The sequence below is a fragment of the Microbispora sp. H10836 genome, assembly GCF_012999525.1.
In the GTDB taxonomy this organism is placed as follows: domain Bacteria; phylum Actinomycetota; class Actinomycetes; order Streptosporangiales; family Streptosporangiaceae; genus Microbispora.
In genome coordinates, this window is record NZ_JABBWU010000009.1 from 213,671 (window position 1) to 229,578 (window position 15,908).

General features: G+C 71.5%; 13 protein-coding genes. 10 read left to right on the forward strand and 3 right to left on the reverse strand.

Translation table 11 applies throughout. The features are described 5' to 3' along the window. The first annotated feature begins 10 nt into the window (after positions 1 to 10). The 4 genes from add (at position 11) to HHX30_RS18730 (ending at position 4,360) form a co-directional block, all read left to right on the forward strand. The gene (add, locus tag HHX30_RS18715; RefSeq protein WP_169983254.1) at positions 11 to 1,003 is read left to right on the forward strand and encodes an adenosine deaminase; all 993 of its coding nucleotides are present in this window, start codon (positions 11 to 13) and stop codon (positions 1,001 to 1,003) included. Between the two features lie 201 nt (positions 1,004 to 1,204). Further along, on the forward strand, positions 1,205 to 2,380 hold the full coding sequence (locus tag HHX30_RS18720; RefSeq protein WP_249350182.1) for a hypothetical protein: 1,176 nt from the start codon (positions 1,205 to 1,207) through the stop codon (positions 2,378 to 2,380). A 339-nt stretch (positions 2,381 to 2,719) separates the two neighbouring features. Further along, the gene (locus HHX30_RS18725) at positions 2,720 to 3,214 is read left to right on the forward strand and encodes an ATP-binding protein (RefSeq protein ID WP_169983256.1); all 495 of its coding nucleotides are present in this window, start codon (positions 2,720 to 2,722) and stop codon (positions 3,212 to 3,214) included. A 96-nt stretch (positions 3,215 to 3,310) separates the two neighbouring features. Then, a complete protein-coding gene (locus tag HHX30_RS18730; protein WP_169983257.1) occupies positions 3,311 to 4,360 on the forward strand; it encodes a sulfotransferase in 1,050 nt (349 codons plus the stop codon). Between the two features lie 118 nt (positions 4,361 to 4,478). Here HHX30_RS18730 and HHX30_RS18735 read toward each other — a convergent pair whose 3' ends face one another. Beyond that, complete coding sequence (locus tag HHX30_RS18735) at positions 4,479 to 5,267, reverse strand: hypothetical protein (RefSeq protein WP_311922566.1); 789 nt, start codon at positions 5,265 to 5,267, stop codon at positions 4,479 to 4,481. A gap of 827 nt (positions 5,268 to 6,094) precedes the next feature. Here HHX30_RS18735 and gndA point away from each other — a divergent pair. Further along, positions 6,095 to 7,516 (forward strand): NADP-dependent phosphogluconate dehydrogenase, encoded by a 1,422-nt coding sequence (gndA, locus tag HHX30_RS18740; protein WP_169983259.1) that lies wholly within the window; start codon positions 6,095 to 6,097, stop codon positions 7,514 to 7,516. Between the two features lie 75 nt (positions 7,517 to 7,591). Here gndA and HHX30_RS18745 read toward each other — a convergent pair whose 3' ends face one another. After that, entirely contained in the window at positions 7,592 to 9,187 is a 1,596-nt protein-coding gene (locus HHX30_RS18745; RefSeq protein ID WP_169983260.1) for an MDR family MFS transporter, read from the reverse strand. A 105-nt stretch (positions 9,188 to 9,292) separates the two neighbouring features. Here HHX30_RS18745 and HHX30_RS18750 point away from each other — a divergent pair, with 105 nt between their 5' ends. From HHX30_RS18750 to HHX30_RS43300, 4 genes are all read left to right on the forward strand, one after another. Further along, positions 9,293 to 9,853 carry a TetR/AcrR family transcriptional regulator gene (locus tag HHX30_RS18750; protein WP_169983261.1) on the forward strand — a complete coding sequence of 187 codons (561 nt, stop codon included), beginning with the start codon at positions 9,293 to 9,295 and terminating at the stop codon, positions 9,851 to 9,853. A gap of 27 nt (positions 9,854 to 9,880) precedes the next feature. Beyond that, positions 9,881 to 10,282, forward strand: a complete 402-nt coding sequence (locus tag HHX30_RS18755) for a nitroreductase family deazaflavin-dependent oxidoreductase (RefSeq protein WP_169983262.1) — start codon at positions 9,881 to 9,883, stop codon at positions 10,280 to 10,282. Between the two features lie 246 nt (positions 10,283 to 10,528). Next, on the forward strand, positions 10,529 to 11,203 hold the full coding sequence (locus HHX30_RS18760) for a rhomboid family intramembrane serine protease (RefSeq protein ID WP_211592186.1): 675 nt from the start codon (positions 10,529 to 10,531) through the stop codon (positions 11,201 to 11,203). Positions 11,204 to 11,604: 401 nt separating this feature from the next. Continuing rightward, positions 11,605 to 12,027, forward strand: a complete 423-nt coding sequence (locus HHX30_RS43300) for a M15 family metallopeptidase (protein ID WP_310741922.1) — start codon at positions 11,605 to 11,607, stop codon at positions 12,025 to 12,027. A 75-nt stretch (positions 12,028 to 12,102) separates the two neighbouring features. Here HHX30_RS43300 and HHX30_RS18770 read toward each other — a convergent pair whose 3' ends face one another. Continuing rightward, the gene (locus HHX30_RS18770) at positions 12,103 to 13,251 is read right to left on the reverse strand and encodes a sensor histidine kinase (protein ID WP_169983264.1); all 1,149 of its coding nucleotides are present in this window, start codon (positions 13,249 to 13,251) and stop codon (positions 12,103 to 12,105) included. A 138-nt stretch (positions 13,252 to 13,389) separates the two neighbouring features. Here HHX30_RS18770 and HHX30_RS18775 point away from each other — a divergent pair, with 138 nt between their 5' ends. Further along, a complete protein-coding gene (locus tag HHX30_RS18775; RefSeq protein ID WP_169983335.1) occupies positions 13,390 to 15,879 on the forward strand; it encodes an RNA helicase in 2,490 nt (829 codons plus the stop codon). Positions 15,880 to 15,908 lie beyond the last annotated feature (29 nt).

Below are 15,908 nucleotides of genomic sequence, written 5' to 3' on the forward strand. Positions count from 1 at the left end.
GCTCGCGGCCGTGCGCGATCTCACCCTGCTGCCCAAGGCCCATCTGCACGTCCACCTGGAGAGCACGGTGCGGCCGGACACGCTGGCGGAGATCGCGGCGGCCAACGGCAGGCCGGTCCCGGACTCGGCCCCCGGAGCCCCCTTCGACGGCTTCCGCCAGTTCGCCGACCACAACGCGCTCGTACGGGAGTGCCTGATCAGGCCGGAGGACTTCCACCGGATCGCGGTGGAGTTCTGCGCGGACGAGGCGGCCCAGGGCACCCGGTGGGCGGAGGTGACCTTCACCGCGGCCGCGCACGGGGAGCGGCTCGGCGACATCGAGATGCCGCTGGAGGCCGTGCTGGCCGGGCTCGCCGAGGGCGGCGCGGCGTACGGCGTCGAGTGCCGGGTGCTGCTCGATCATTCGCGGCGGCGCTCGGTCGAGCGCGCCCGGCGCACGGTGGAGCTCGCCACCCGGTACGCGGAGGACGGCGTGATCGGTGTCGGCCTGGCCGGGGAGGAGTCCTACCCGCTGGCGCCGTTCGCCGAGGTCTTCGCCGCCGCGGCCGGCGCCGGCGTCCACGTCGTGCACCACGCGGGCGAGTGCGAGGGCCCGGCCAGCGTCCGCGAGGCGATCACGACGGGACGCACCGAGCGTCTGGGCCACGGCGTCCGGGTGCTGGAGGACCCGGACCTGACCGCCGAGGTCCGCGATCGGGGCATCCCGCTGGAGGTGTGCCCGTCGTCCAACGTCGCGCTCGGCGTCGTGGACGGCCTGGCCGCCCATCCGCTCCCCCGGCTGATCGAGGCGGGCCTGACCGTCACGCTCAACACCGACATCCCGTCGATCACCGGGGCCACCCTCTCCGACGAGTACGCCCGGGCCGGGGACGCCTTCGGCTACGACGACGCGGTGCTGGCCGGGCTCGCCCGCGCCTCGATCGACGCGTCGTTCGCCCCCGAGGAGACCAAGCGCGCGCTGCGGCAGGAGGTGGACGCCTGGCTCGCCGCCCCCGCGCGATGACGAGCGGGTGTGACCGTAGTGACGCGGACTGCTCACAGGGAGGGGTGTTTGGCACCACAGGACGACGCGGTTCTGGGATGATCCCGAGGAAAACCATCGGACGTCGAGAGACCGTGACTGATGCCCCCCATTGACCAAATAACCGCCTTTGCGTCGGCCCATCCGGTCGGAACAGTCATCATCAGCGTCATCGCCCTGGTCTTGCTGGTCCTGACCTTCTTCGCCCTGCGCGCCCTGATCCGCCTGTTCCGCCGCTGGGCGGCAGGCCGGCCCACCGAGGACATCCTCACCATCGTCGCCGCCAGCATCGCCACGGGCGTCTCCGCCCAGGGCATGTGGCGCTTCTCCGGCGACGTCCTCGGGTTCGACGGGCCGCTGCGGCTGCTGCTGTTCGCCTTCATCGAGGTCGCCGTCATCACGAGCGCCGTACGGGCGCGCCGCAACATGCGGGAGAACTACTCGGCCGGCATCGACGGCATCGCCGTGTGGGTCTTCACCTCCCTGTCGGCCGTCCTGTCGAGCATGGACGCCCGCAGCGTCGCCGAGGCCGTCTTCCGTCTCGCCGCCCCGCTCGTGGCCGCCTGGCTGTGGGAGCGCGGCATGGCCATCGAGCGGGTCCGCATCACCGGCAGGGGCCGCATCAACTGGCGGCTCACCCCCGAGCGGGTGCTGGTCCGGGTCGGCCTGGCCGAGGCGAGCGACCGTACGGCGAGCGAGGTGGACGCCCACCGCAGGCTGACCAAGGTGGCGCTGGCCGCCAAGCGGGTCCGCGCGCTGCGCGAGGCGGGGGCGTCCGGCCGCAAGCTGCGGACCGCGATGGCCAGGCTCGACAAGGCGATGGACCAGGCCGTGGAGTACACCGGCCTCGCGGTGGACGAGAAGCGGCAGGAGGCCCTGCTGTCCCAGATCGGCGCGCTCTACAACACCTCCGCGCTGATCGACCTCGCTCCGCCGGTGCCCTGGGCGCCCGAGCCCGAGCAGCCCCCGGCTGCCGCGGCGCTGCCCGCCGCGACCATCGCCGAGCTGATCGACGACGAGGAGGAGGACGTCGCGGCCGAGCCCGCGCCCGTCGTCGACACCGCCCAGCGCGCGGCCCAGTTGCGGACCGCCCGGCAGTACTGGGACCAGCAGATCGCGCGCAAGTACGTCCCCCGGGCCGCCGACATCGCCCAGGAGGTGGGCATCCCGCTCCTCGTGGCGAGGGAGTGGCGGGCGTTGTGGAAGCTCGAACCCCAGGCGTACGCGCTGATCGAGGCGGCGTACCGGGAGCACGGCATCGTCGACACCGGCACGTTCCCGGCCATCGAGGTGCCCGAGCGTGAGCGCGTGCTCGTCGTGAACGGTTCCGCTGCGGGAGCGGCCGCGCACGACTCCTGACCGAGGCGGCCCCGCCCGGCCGACGGCGGGACGAACGGGGGCGGCGGGCCCGGACGGACCGGACCCGCCGCCCCCGTCGTACCTGCGTGCCTTCTCCGGCGCCCGCCCCCGGTCGTGCTCGCGTTCCTCCGCCAGCATCCGGCCGCGCTCCGCGCTCCGCAAGCGCCCGCTCACGTCGCACCGCCGCACACGCGTACCCGGCGCCGGACTCCGCCCTTCGACGCGGTTCGTTTTCCTGACATAGCGAGGCAAGGACACTCCTACTTTCCCGTGACATCGCGGGCGCGGGGGCGGACGTCCTCTCCTGGACGGCCACACCGCTCAGGCACGGGAGGGCTCATGGAGATCTCGGGGGACGGCGCGGGGAACCGCGTGGCCCGCCTCGCGGGGGGACGCGACCAGGTGGGGCGGGCGCGCAGGCTCGTGTCGGCCGCACTCGGGCGAGACCATCCCCGCCACGACGACTGCGTGCTGCTGACCAGCGAGATCGCGACGAACGCGGTCGTGCACTCCCGTTCGGGGAACGGCGGCACGTTCACCGTCACCGTCTCGTGCCTGCCCGACCGCGTGCGGGTCTGCGTCGAGGACGACGGCTCGGCCGGACCGCCGTGCGCCGGTCATCCGCTGCCGAACGGGTCGAGCCAGGGCGGTCGCGGCCTGCCGCTGCTGGACCTGCTGGCCGACCGCTGGGGGCTGGTCCGCGAGGGCGGCCGCAACGAGGTGTGGTTCGAGATCTGGTCCGAAGGCGACCGCCGCCGCGCGGCGCTCGCCCGCTCGCGAACGGCCGCGTGGGTCCGGCCGGGGGCCACATCCGCGAGCCACGCCGCGAAGTGACACAAGCGTGATGAGTGGTACACCACCTACGGGTGATTTCTCGCACGGAAGGGGCAAAACCTATTAAATAAATCGGGAAAGTAGGAGGACTCCCGCATGGCCCTGCCCGACTTCCTGGTGATCGGGGTGCCGAAGGCCGGCACCACGGCCCTGCACGCGGCACTGGCCCGCCACCCCCGGCTCTTCATGTCGCCCGTCAAGGAGCCGAAGTTCTTCCTCACCGACGGCCCGCCGCCCGACAGGGGCGGGCCGGGGGACGCCGAGACCTACCGTGAGCACGTGTGGCGGCGCGCCGACTACGAGGCGCTGTTCGCGGACGCCCCGCCGGGGGCGCTGCGCGGCGAGTCGACCCCCTTCTACCTGTACGACCGGGACGCCCAGCGGCGGATCCGGGAGGCGATCCCGCACGCGAAACTCATCGTCTCGCTGCGCGACCCCGTGGAGCGCGCGCACTCGAACTGGACCCACCTGTGGTCGGCCGGCCTGGAGCCGATCGGGGACGTCATCGAGGCCTGCGCGGCCGAGAAACGCCGGGTCGCCGAGGGCTGGTCGCCGTTCTGGCACTACGTGGGCCTCGGCCGGTACGGCGAGCAGCTGGCGCACCTGTTCACGCTGTTCCCCCGCGAGCAGGTGCTGGTCTTCCGCTACCGGGACCTGGTCGACCGCCCCGCGGCCACGCTCGACCGCATCTGCGCGTTCCTCGGGGTGGAGCAGGGGCTCGTCGGCGAGGTGCCGAGGGAGAACGTCACCGCCCATCCGCCGCACAGCCGCACGCACCGCGTCCTGGCCCGGCTCGTCCGGCTCGGCGACCCGGTGCTGGGCCAGCGGCTCACCGCGCCGCTCCAGCGGCTGCTGCAGCGCGACGCGCAGCCCCGGCGGCCGCTCACCTGGGAGCAGCGCCAGGAGCTGCTGGCCTACTTCGCCGCCGACATCGCGTTGCTGCGCGACGTGCTGGACCGCGACTCCTTCGGCGAGGACTTCGGCGACTGGCTGCGCCCCCGGGAGCGGTCCGGCGGCCTGGTCGGCGCCCGGCCGTCCGGCCAGCGGCAGGCCCGCAACGGCCGCTCCCGCGACGGAGCCCGTCTCCGGGCGGCCTCGCGGAGCCGGGCGGCGGACGACGACGACCTGACGCCCGACGCCACCTGAACGCGCCGCCCAGCCCTCGTCCTCCGGTCCCTCGTCCCCCGGTCCCTCGCCTCCCGGCCAGGCGTTCCCCTGCCGGCCGTCCCCCGCGAAGGCCCGGCGCCGCCCGGCCGGGCCGAGGTCAGCGCAGCTCGGTACGCAGCTCGTGGGACCCGTCCGCGCGGGTCAGCTCGTAGTACAGGCGGTGGCCCCCCGGCACGGGCACGATCGACAGGTAGCGCAGCCCTCCCCCGGCGTACGGCGATCGGGCGACGGGGGCGGTCCCGGTGGCGGTGAGCGTGGACGGGCCGGGGCCGATGGCCACGCCCGTGCGCTCCTCGTAGTTCTCCTCCGCCGACGCGCGGCCGTCGTAGTAGGCGATGACGGTCTCGCCGCTGAACGTGACCGCGCTCACCCGCACGCCGCGCGAGTCCCACTCGCCCGGCCGCCGGTCGAGCGCGGTCCCCTGCCAGGCCCACTCGACGCCGTCGGCGCTGGTGGCGTAGTCGGTCACCATCTGGTCGGCCTCGTCGGGGTCCTCCAGGGGGTGGCACGACGCCCACAGGTGCCAGACGCCGCCGTGGTGGAGGATCACCGGGTCCTTGACGCCCGTCTTGAGGTCGCCGGGCAGCACGACCTGCGCGTCAGCGGGGTCGAACTCCGCCGGTCCGGCGGCCTCGATCATCTCCACCCGCCAGTGCTTGGTGCCGTAGGTGGCGCAGCTCAGGTACAGGCGCCACCTGCCCTCCGGAGTCACCACGAGCGTGGGGCGCTCCAGCGACTCGGTCTTCATCTCCTCCTTGGTGATCGTGAGAATCCTCTCGAACCGCTCGCCGTCGGCCGAGCGGGCGATCTCCACGGCGTACCCGCGCCCCTCGTCGAGCGGCCGGCGCAGCCGGTAGGCCAGGTAGATCCATCCGTCCCGGCTCACGGCGCTGGGCGCGCCCGCCCAGCATCCGGGCCCGTCTCCGGGCGGAGGAACCGCGACGACTGACCGTTCCGGCTTCGGTGCGAACACGTCTCTTCTCCGTAGGTGCGCGACGACGGTGGGCTGCCGGCTGGGTGCCGGCACTTCTTGGCTGTAGTGACTTATCAGCGGCCCGGCAGGAGGCCAAGCGTCCTCGCCATCAGGCGACCATGTCTATATAAAACCCGCTTGCTTTGCGGGTTTTGTCAGGATAAGGCAGATGGGCCGTGCTCGCCTCCCCTACCTGCGGAGAAGTGGGCCGAACCCGGAGCAGCGCGGCGGCGTATAGATCGCCGGGACCTCGGTCCTCGTGGCGTACGCCGAGCGCGACCCCGGGACCGGCAGACCGGTGGCGGGCCGGGGCAACGGGTTCGTCAGCCAGTTCACGGCATGCGGCCGGTTCGTGCGCCGTCTCGTCTCCCGGGGCCCGCTGAACGCACCCTGGGCGATGACGCTCGCCCGCCGGGGTTCGGCGCGTACGCGGGAGCGCTGCTGGCCGGCAACTTCGGCGACGGATGGATCAACGCCTACGACCCGCGGACCGGGCGTCACCTCGGCCGGCGTCTCCGGCGCCCGGCACGGCCTGCTCGGCCTGATCCGCCCGGCCACGGCCACGGGTACCGCCACGCCCACACCCGCGGCTTCGGCCAGGCCGGCGCCGTCGCACTCGCATCCTGCCTCCCGCCCTGCCGGCGGCCACGGCTACTGAACGCGCGGCTCAGCGCGACCGGCCGCCGAAACACCCACCCTCGGCCGGTCGCCGGTTCCCGGGAAGCGGTATGACTGTGCACATGGATAAGGCAGACATCGGAGTGACGGGCCTGGCCGTCATGGGACGCAACCTCGCCCGGAACTTCGCCCACCACGGCCATGTGGTCGCGGTGCACAACCGCTCGGAAAGCCGTACGACCCGATTCATGGAGGAGCACCGCGACGAGGGCGCGTTCCTGCCGGCGAGCACGATCGAGGAGTTCGTGGCCTCCCTCGAACGTCCCCGCAAGGCGATCATCATGGTCAAGGCCGGGGCGCCGACCGACGCGGTGATCGAGGAGCTCGCCGCCGTCATGGAGCCCGGCGACATGATCATTGACGGCGGAAACGCCCTTTACGCGGACACCCGCCGCCGCGAGGCCGCGCTCCGTGAGCGGGGCATCCACTTTGTCGGCACCGGCATCTCCGGCGGCGAGGAGGGCGCGCTCAACGGCCCGAGCATCATGCCCGGCGGCGACCCCGAGGCGTACGAGACGCTCGGCCCCCTGCTCGAGGACATCGCGGCGAAGGTCGACGGGGTGCCCTGCTGCGTCCATGTGGGCCCCGACGGCGCCGGCCACTTCGTCAAGATGGTGCACAACGGCATCGAGTACGCCGACATGCAGCTCATCGCGGAGTCGTACGACCTGCTCCGGCAGGCCCTCGGGCTGGACCCGAAGGAACTGTCCGAGATCTTCCGCGAGTGGAACCGAGGCGACCTGGAGTCGTACCTCATCGAGATCACCGCGGAGGTGCTGGGCCACACCGACGCCGCCACCGGCAGGCCGTTCGTGGACGTGGTGGTGGACCAGGCCGAGCAGAAGGGCACCGGTCGCTGGACCGTGCAGAGCGCCCTCGACCTCGGCGTTCCGGTCACCGGCATCGCCGAGGCGGTGTTCGCCCGGGCCCTGTCGGGCCACCCGGAGCAGCGGGCCGCCGCCCGCTCGCTCGCCGGGCCGTCCGGCACGGCCGGCGACTCCGGCCTCGTCGAGGACGTGCGGCGGGCGCTGTACGCCTCGAAGATCGTCGCCTACGCCCAGGGATTCGACCAGATGGCCGCCGCGAGCGCGGAGTACGGCTGGAACCTGAAGCTGGGCTCGATGGCCACGATCTGGCGCGGCGGCTGCATCATCAGGGCGCGCTTCCTCGACCGGATCAGGGCGGCCTACGACGCCGACCCGAACCTGCCGACGCTGCTGGTCGACCCCACCTTCGCCCAGGCGCTGGAGGAGGCCCAGGAATCGTGGCGCCGGGTCGTGGCGACGGCGGCGACGATCGGGGTGCCCACGCCGGGCTTCTCCTCGGCGCTCGCCTACTACGACGGGCTGCGGCGCGACCGGCTGCCGGCCGCGCTGCTGCAGGGGCTGCGCGACTTCTTCGGCGCCCACACCTACCGGAGGGTCGACCGGGAGGGCTCCTTCCACACCGACTGGTCGGCGGACCGGGCCGAGCGGCCCGCCTGACCTCCCGGAAACGCGGTACGGCGCACGCCCGCGCGGGGGCGTGCGCCGTACCGGCCGTGGGTTCGTCTACTACGGCTAGTCGAGGGCGGCGGCCACCGGCTCCGCCTTCTCGCCGCCGGCGGCGCCGGGAGCGCCGCCGCGCAGCGGGACGTGCTTGATGAAGGCGGCGATCACCGGGACGATCGCGGCGAACACGACGGACCACAGGAAGACGGAGCCGATCGCGGTGGCGAGCGCCTCCAGCAAGCCCCCCTTGACCGCCGGCGGGAGCTGGCTGAGCATCTCCCGGTTGATCTGAGCGCCGCCGGACCCGACCATCTCGGCCGACTTCGGGCCGAACTTGGCGGCGAGCTCGTCTCCGAGCCGGCTGTTGAAGATCGCGCCGAACAGCGAGATGCCGAACGAACCGCCGATGGAGCGGAAGAACGTCGAGGCGCTGCTGGCCACGCCGATGTCCTTCTGCTCGACGCTGTTCTGCGCGATCAGCATGGTCGTCTGCATCAGGAAGCCCATGCCGAGGCCGAGGACGGCGATGTAGACGCCGGTCCGCCAGGCGGGGGTGTGCACGTCCTGCGTCGACAGCAGCCACATGGCGATGGCCATGATCACGCCGCCGATCACCGGGAAGCTCTTGTACTTACCCGTCTGGGTGATCGCCTTGCCGACGAACAGCGACACGACCATGGACGAGGCCATCATCGGGAGCAGGAGCAGCCCGGAGTTCGTGGCCGTGGAGCCCTGAACGAACTGCTGGAACATCGGCAGGAAGGTGATCGCGCCGAACATCGCGAAGCCGAGAAGGAAGCCGAGCACGTTGATCAGCGTGAAGTTGCGGTTGGCGAACACGTGCAGCGGCAGGATCGGCTCGGCGGCCCGCCGCTCGATCGGGATGAACACGGCCAGCGCGACGACCGCCAGGGCGGCCAGCCCCAGGATCTGCCAGGAGTCCCAGGGGTAGCCGTGCTTCTGGCCACCCCACGAGGTGATCAGCACGATCGCGGTGATGGCCACGGTGAGAACGGCCGCGCCGAGCCAGTCGATGCGGTGCTGGGTCCGGTTCTTCGGCAGGTGCAGCTTGAGGATCAGCCAGATCAGCGCCACGCCGCCGAGCGGGAGGTTCACGTAGAAGGCCCAGCGCCAGTTCAGGTTGTCGGTGATGAACCCGCCGACCAGAGGTCCCGCGATCATGGCGAGCGACATGATCGCGGCCATGATGCCCTGGTACTGACCACGCTCACGCGGCGGGACGAGGTCTCCGATGATCGCCATCACGCCGACGATGAGCCCGCCGGCGCCGAGGCCCTGCAGCGCGCGGAAGGCGATCAGCTCGATCATGCCGTCGCCGGTGCCGCCGAACAGCGACGAGCCCGCCATGCCGCACAGCGCGGAGCCGACCAGGAAGATGACGATCGAGCCGAGGAAGATGTTCTTGCGGCCGTAGAGGTCGCCGAGCTTCCCCCAGATCGGCGTGGAGACCGTGGTGCCCAGCACGTACGAGGTCGTGACCCAGGTGAAGTAGTCCAGGCCCTGGAGTTCCCCGACGATCCTCGGCATGGCCGTGCCGACGATCATGTTGTCCAGCATCGCCAGCATCATGGCGAGCATCAGACCGGGTAAGACGATCATCACTTCCCGGGACCGGCCGGGCGCGGCCGCGGTCTCCGTAGTCATGGGTGCCCCCTTGAAGGAATTTACTTACTTGCCGACAGGCTAGTGCCCGGGGCACGGTATTGTCCTTACTTGCCGGCCGTCAAGTCAATTAGGAAACAGCTGGAAATGGGTGCTCATACCGACACGCGCAGCCGCATCCAGGAGGTCGCGATCAGGCTCTTCACCGAGCAGGGGTACGAGGCGACGTCGCTCCGGGAGATAGCCGAGGCCCTCGGCGTCACCAAGGCGGCCCTCTACTACCACTTCCGGACGAAAGAGGACATCGTCGCCAGCCTGGTCGAGGACCGCATCAAGGCGCTGGACGAGCTGATCGCGTGGGCGAACCGGCACCCCCGCGACGCCGAGACCCGCGGGGAGCTGATCACCCGCTACTCCGCCCTGATGACCCGCGGGCGCGCCCACGAGGTCATGCACTTCATGGACCGCAACAAGACGGCGCTGCGCGGCCACGCCAAGGTGGACCTCATGCGTGAGCGCATGAGCGAGCTGATGCGGGCGCTGTACGAGCCGGACGATCCGCTGCCGGTCAAGCTCAGGCGGTCCATGGCCCTGTTCGCGATGCACGCGGCGTGGTTCTTCGTCAGGGACGAGTCGACGTCCGAGGAGGAGCGGGCCGCGGCGGGGCTGCAGGTCGCCCTGGAATTGGCCGAGGGTTCAGGCGGTTGATCCCCCTCTGATGGGAAGGTGATCGACATGCTTTTCGGACAGGAACACGTCAAGCGCTATATCGAGACCGACGGCGAGGAGGGCCACGACTGGCAGGGCACCACCGTGGCCATCCTCACGACCCGGGGCCGCAAGTCGGGACAGCCCCGCAGCACCCCGCTGATCTACCAGCCGTACGGCGACGCCTATCTGGTGGTGGCTTCCAAGGGCGGGGCCGACGAGCACCCGCTGTGGTACCTCAACCTCCAGGCGGACCCCGAGGTGGAGTTCCAGATCAGGGGGGACAGGTTCAAGGCGAGGGCCCGTACGGCGAGCCCGGAGGAGCGTCCGGACATGTGGCGGACGATGGCCGCCACCTGGCCCGCCTACGACGAGTACGTCACCAAGACCGACCGGGAGATCCCGGTCGTCGTCATCGAACGCGTGTAGGGCGCCGCGCCGCGTGAGGATGCCGGGCGCCGGCGGTCAGGAGCCGCCCGGCGCCCGGTTCACCCCGCCGCCGGCCGGCTCGCCGCCCCTAAAGCCCGGTCCCGCCGCGCGGCACCACCGCGGTGCCGCGCTCCTGGCGCCGGCGCTCAGTGACTCGTGCGGCCGTCGGCGGTATCTTTCCCGGGTGATCCTCAGGAGCCGCGCCGTCTTCGGCGACCGCGTGGCCTTCAGGCACAGGGAGGTCCCGTGAGCGACGGCCGCACCGCCGAAATCATGATCGCCGAGGCCCGCAAGGCCTTCTGGGTCATGGTCGGTTTCCTGGGGTTGATCTGGGTCGTGCAGGTGGCCAACTGGGCCGCGGACTACTCGCTCAGCTACAGCTACGGCATCAGGCCGTGGGACCTCGAGCGGCTCCCCGGGGTCGTCTCCGCGCCACTTCTGCACTGGAGCTGGGCCCACATCGAGGGCAACTCCGGTCCGCTGTTCATCTTCGGGTTCCTCGCGGCCTACCGGGGCGTGCGGCGCTTCCTCGGCGTGACCGGGCTGATCGCCGTCGCCAGCGGGCTCGGTTCGTGGTTCACCGCCGACTCCTCCACGGTCGGCGCGGGCGCGAGCGGGCTGGTGTTCGGCTACTTCGGGTACGTCCTCGTGCGCGGAGCCTTCGACCGGCACCTGATCGACATCGTCATCGGCCTGGTCATGGGACTGTGCTTCGCCTACCAGTTCGCCGGGCTGCTGCCGGCCGAGGGCATCGGCTGGCAGGCCCACGTCTTCGGTTTCGCGGGCGGCATCCTCGGCGGCTACCTGTTCCGCGACCGGGGGGCCAAGGGCACGACCGGGAGCGCGGCCGCCCCCGACAGGGCCGCCCCGCCCGATTCCCGGTCGGCCCTGCTCAAGGAGATCGAAGACCTCGGTCTCTGATCCCTGATCTCTAGAGCCGGCGCATGTCGTCGGCATATCGAAAACCCCATACGTGCCGGCAACGGCTCACTGCCTTGACTGGCCGCATGGCTCAAACCCCACCGTCAGCGACGAAGACCCGCCGGACGCGCCGGCTCCTGGTCACCGGCCTAATAGTCGTCGCAGCGGCCGTCATCACCGTCCTCGGCCACCGCTCGCAGTGTTGCTCGTCCCTCTCGGCCGGATCCCCAGCGGAGCACCCCTCGGCGGCACCGCTCGCGAAGTCCTCCACGGCCGCACCACTCCGGAAGCGCTCCCCGGCGCCACCGCCTGCCACGACCTCCCCGGCATCGTCATCGGACGCTTGTCACGATGAGCGCCGCGGTGCGCCTGACGAAGCCGACGGTGTCGTCCCGGACGGCGTGACGGTCTTCGACGACCGAATCCCGGGCGTGGCCAACCTCGACCGAGATCTGCTCAAGGCCCTCCGCCAGGCGGCGACGGACGCCGCGGACGACGGAGTCGAGTTCCACGTCAACAGCGGCTGGCGTTCTCCGGAGTACCAGAACCGGCTTCTTCGCGAGGCGGTCTCCAAGTACGGGTCCGAAGACGAGGCCGCGCGATGGGTGGCCACCCCGGCGACGTCTTCTCACGTGACGGGCGACGCGGTCGACATCGGGCCCTCCGATGCGACGGCGTGGCTGTCCGGCCATGGCGCCGAGTACGGCTTGTGTCAGATCTACAGGAACGAACCCTGGCACTACGAACTGCGCACCGATGCGATCGACCGTGGTTGCCCGCGTATGTATGCCGACCCCACCCAGGACCCGAGGATGCAGCAGTGACCGCCCCCTCCCGGCCGTGCCCCTGGAAGCGCGGCCCGGTGCTCGCGGCGCCGGCGCCGCTGCCGGGCGACGGGATCAGGGCTCGCCGGGGTCGGGCGGGTGGAAGGGGACGCTGGCGGTGAGCGCGAACCCGCCCTCGGCGGTCGGCCCGTACGTGAGCCGTCCGCCCACCAGCGCGACGCGCTCGCGAAGGCCGGGCAGCCCGTAGCCGCCCCCCGCGCCGGCGGGCACCCGGACCGGCACGGCCCGGCTCTTGCTGCTGTTGACCACCGACACGTTCAGCACGTCCCCGTGGGCCTCGCAGACCACCTGCACGTCGGCCCCGGGCGCGTGTTTGCGCACGTTGTTGAGGCCCTCCTGGACCACGCGGTAGCAGGCGTGGCCGGCCTGCCGCGGCAGCGCCGCCTCCGGCACGTCGTAGTGCAGGGCGACGCGCAGGCCGGTGGCCCTGCTCTCCTCGACCAGGCGCGGTATCCCCTCGACGCTCTCCGCCGAGGGCGGCAGGTCCTTACGCCGCAGCGCCGTGAGCAGCTCGCGCAGCTCGGTCAGCGCCCGCACGCCCTTGTCCTCGATGTTCCTGGCCAGCTTGCGAATCTCGTCGAGCTCGTCGGCGTCCTGGATGAGACCGGCGTTGAGGACCATCACGGTGACCGCGTGCGTCACCGTGTCGTGCAGCTCGCCCGCGATGCGGCGGCGTTCCTGGGCGGCGGCGCGCTCCTCCCGCGCCCGCACGCCCGCCCGCAGCTCCCGGATCATCGAGCGGTAACGCCACACCCAGGTGCCCACCAGCGCGGGCAGGAAGATCAGCGTGACCGCCCGCACCGCCACGGCGACGGGCAGCCGGTCGGTGTAGGGGCTCGCCCAGTCGGCCAGCGCGTAGACCCCCGCGAGCGCGGCGGACGTCCACGGCCATCGGCGCACCGTGTCCCGCGACGTCATCGAGTACGCCGCCAGCATCAGCGGCATCGTCTGGCCCGCGAGCAGGGCACAGGCGACGGTGGCCGCGAGCATCGGCCAGGCCACACTGCGCCGCACCAGCATGGACGCGGCCGCCGTGACCGCCGCGGCGATCTGCGCCCACCACGGCACGGCGAGGGACGGCAGGGCCGGGAAGGAGCGGCCGAACAGGACCGCCGGGACCGTGAAGGCGAGGACGGCGACGGCGAGCAGCACGTCGGCCGCCGCCTCCCGGCGCGCGGCGAGCCCGGCCCACTTCTCCCCCATACCGCTAGTTTGTGGGTTTGACCTGCGGGTTCGTGCAGCGCCACACCCCTTTGACGTAGCTGTGCCACACCTTGCCGTACGACGGGGCGGTCGAAACAGTCATGCGTCTTGGGCAGGATAAGAGGCGTGAGCGAAAGCATGAGCCTCCTCCGTCGTCTTCCGTCCGACTCCGAACCCGACGCGCTGTTCGACGCGTTCGCGTCGTGGAACGCCGATCGGGGGCTCACGCTCTACCCGGCCCAGGAGGAGGCGCTGATCGAGGTCGTCTCCGGCAACAACGTGATCGTGTCCACGCCGACGGGCTCGGGCAAGAGCCTCGTCGCCGCCGGGGCGCACTTCGCGGCGCTGGCCCGGGACGAGATCAGCTTCTACACCGCGCCGATCAAGGCGCTGGTGTCGGAGAAGTTCTTCGACCTGTGCGCGTTGTTCGGCACCGAGAACGTCGGCATGATGACCGGCGACGCCACCGTGAACGCCGACGCGCCCGTCATCTGCTGCACCGCCGAGATCCTCGCCCAGATCGCGCTGCGCGACGGCGCCGACGCCGACGTCGGCACCGTGATCATGGACGAGTTCCACTTCTACGCCGAGCCCGACCGCGGCTGGGCCTGGCAGGTGCCGCTGCTGGAGCTGCCGCAGGCGCAGTTCGTGCTGATGTCGGCCACGCTCGGCGACGTCGAGCGGTTCCAGACCGACCTCACCCGCCGCACCGGCCGCCCCACCAGCGTCGTCAAGCACGCCGAGCGGCCGGTGCCGCTGATCTACTCCTACCGGACCACTCCCCTGCACGAGACGCTGGAGGAGCTGCTGTCCACCCAGCAGGCCCCGGTCTACGTCGTGCACTTCACCCAGGCCGCGGCGATGGAGCGCGCCCAGGCCCTGATGAGCATCAACATGTGCACCAAGGCCGAGAAGGAGGCCATCGCCGCCCTCATCGGCAACTTCCGCTTCACCACCCGCTTCGGCCGGGCCCTGTCCCGGCTCGTACGGCACGGCATCGGCGTGCACCACGCCGGGATGCTGCCGAAATACCGCCGTCTGGTGGAACGGCTGGCCCAGGCGGGCCTGCTGAAGGTGATCTGCGGCACCGACACGCTCGGCGTGGGGGTGAACGTCCCGATCCGCACCGTGCTGTTCACGGCGCTGTCGAAGTTCGACGGCACCAAGGTGCGGCGCCTGCGGGCGCGGGAGTTCCACCAGATCGCCGGGCGGGCCGGCCGGGCCGGCTTCGACACGGTCGGGTACGTCGTCTGCCAGGCGCCCGACCACGTCATCGAGAACGAACGGGCGCTCGCGAAGATCGGTGACGACCCCAAGCGGCGCCGCGGCTACGCGCGCAAGAAGCCGCCGGAGGGGTTCGTCGGCTGGAGCGAGGACACGTTCGAGAAGCTCCAGACGGCCGAGCCCGAGCCGTTGACCTCCCGCTTCAAGGTCAGCAACGCCATGCTGCTGTCGATCATCAACCGGCCCGGCGACTGCTTCCAGGCGATGAAGCGGCTGCTCACCGACAACCACGAGGACCACAAGGCGCAGCGCCGCCACATCAGCCACGCCATCGCGATCTACCGCTCGCTGCTGGCCGGCGGCATCGTGGAGAAGCTCGCCGAGCCCGACGAGCACGGCCGGATGGCCCGGCTCACCGTCGACCTGCAGGAGGACTTCGCGCTCAACCAGGCGCTGTCCACCTTCGCGCTGGCGTCCTTCGAGCTGCTCGACCCCGGCTCCCCGACGTACGCGCTGGACATGGTCTCGATCGTCGAGTCCACGCTGGACGACCCCCGCCAGATCCTGCACGCCCAGCTCAACAAGGCGAGGGCCGAGGCGGTCGCGCAGATGAAGGCCGACGGCATCGAGTACGAGGAGCGGATGGAGCGCCTCGCCGAGATCACCCACCCGATGCCGCTGGCCGACCTGCTCTTCGGCGCGTACGAGACCTACCGGCGCGGCCACCCGTGGGTCGGCGACCACGTCGTCAGCCCCAAGGCGATCGTGCGGGACATGTACGAGCGGGCCATGACCTTCACCGAGTACATCCAGTCCTACGAGCTGGCCCGCTCGGAGGGGACGGTGCTGCGCTACCTGGCCGACGCCTACCGCACGCTGTCGAAGACGGTGCCCGAGCACCTGAAGACCGACGACCTGGTGGACCTCATCGAATGGCTCGGCGAGCTGGTGCGCCAGGTCGACTCCAGCCTCATCGACGAGTGGGAGAAGCTGGCCAACCCCGCCGAGGCGCTGGCGGCCGGGGAGGAGCTGGAGACCAGGGCCCGTCCGGTCACCGCCAACGCGCGCGCCTTCCGGGTGCTGGTCCGCAACGCGATGTTCCGCATGGTGGAGCTCATCGCGCTGGACCGGGAGGAGGAGCTGGTCGAGCTCTACCCGGACGTCGACTGGGGCGCGGCCATGGACGCCTACTACGAGGAGCACGACGAGGTCCTCACCGGCCCGGCCGCCCGCGGCCCCGCCCTCCTGCTCATCGAGGAGGAGAAGGAGCTGTGGCGGGTGCGTCAGATCATCGACGACCCGGCCGGCAACCACGATTGGGGCATCAGCGCGGAGGTCGACCTGGCCGCCTCCGACGAGGAGGGCCACGCCGTCCTCCACGTCACCGGCCTCACCCGCCTGTGAGCGGACCGGCGCGGTCCCCGGTCACGGGC

Excerpts from the sequence above, each read along its gene's own strand:
- gndA (WP_169983259.1), top strand. The coding sequence starts at position 6,095 with ATGGATAAGGCAGACATCGGAGTGACGGGCCTGGCCGTCATGGGACGC.
- HHX30_RS18725 (WP_169983256.1), top strand. The coding sequence starts at position 2,720 with ATGGAGATCTCGGGGGACGGCGCGGGGAACCGCGTGGCCCGCCTCGCG.
- HHX30_RS18745 (WP_169983260.1), bottom strand. The coding sequence starts at position 9,187 with ATGACTACGGAGACCGCGGCCGCGCCCGGCCGGTCCCGGGAAGTGATG.
- HHX30_RS18750 (WP_169983261.1), top strand. The coding sequence starts at position 9,293 with ATGGGTGCTCATACCGACACGCGCAGCCGCATCCAGGAGGTCGCGATC.
- HHX30_RS18730 (WP_169983257.1), top strand. The coding sequence starts at position 3,311 with ATGGCCCTGCCCGACTTCCTGGTGATCGGGGTGCCGAAGGCCGGCACC.
- HHX30_RS18755 (WP_169983262.1), top strand. The coding sequence starts at position 9,881 with ATGCTTTTCGGACAGGAACACGTCAAGCGCTATATCGAGACCGACGGC.
- HHX30_RS18775 (WP_169983335.1), top strand. The coding sequence starts at position 13,390 with ATGAGCCTCCTCCGTCGTCTTCCGTCCGACTCCGAACCCGACGCGCTG.
- HHX30_RS18770 (WP_169983264.1), bottom strand. The coding sequence starts at position 13,251 with ATGGGGGAGAAGTGGGCCGGGCTCGCCGCGCGCCGGGAGGCGGCGGCC.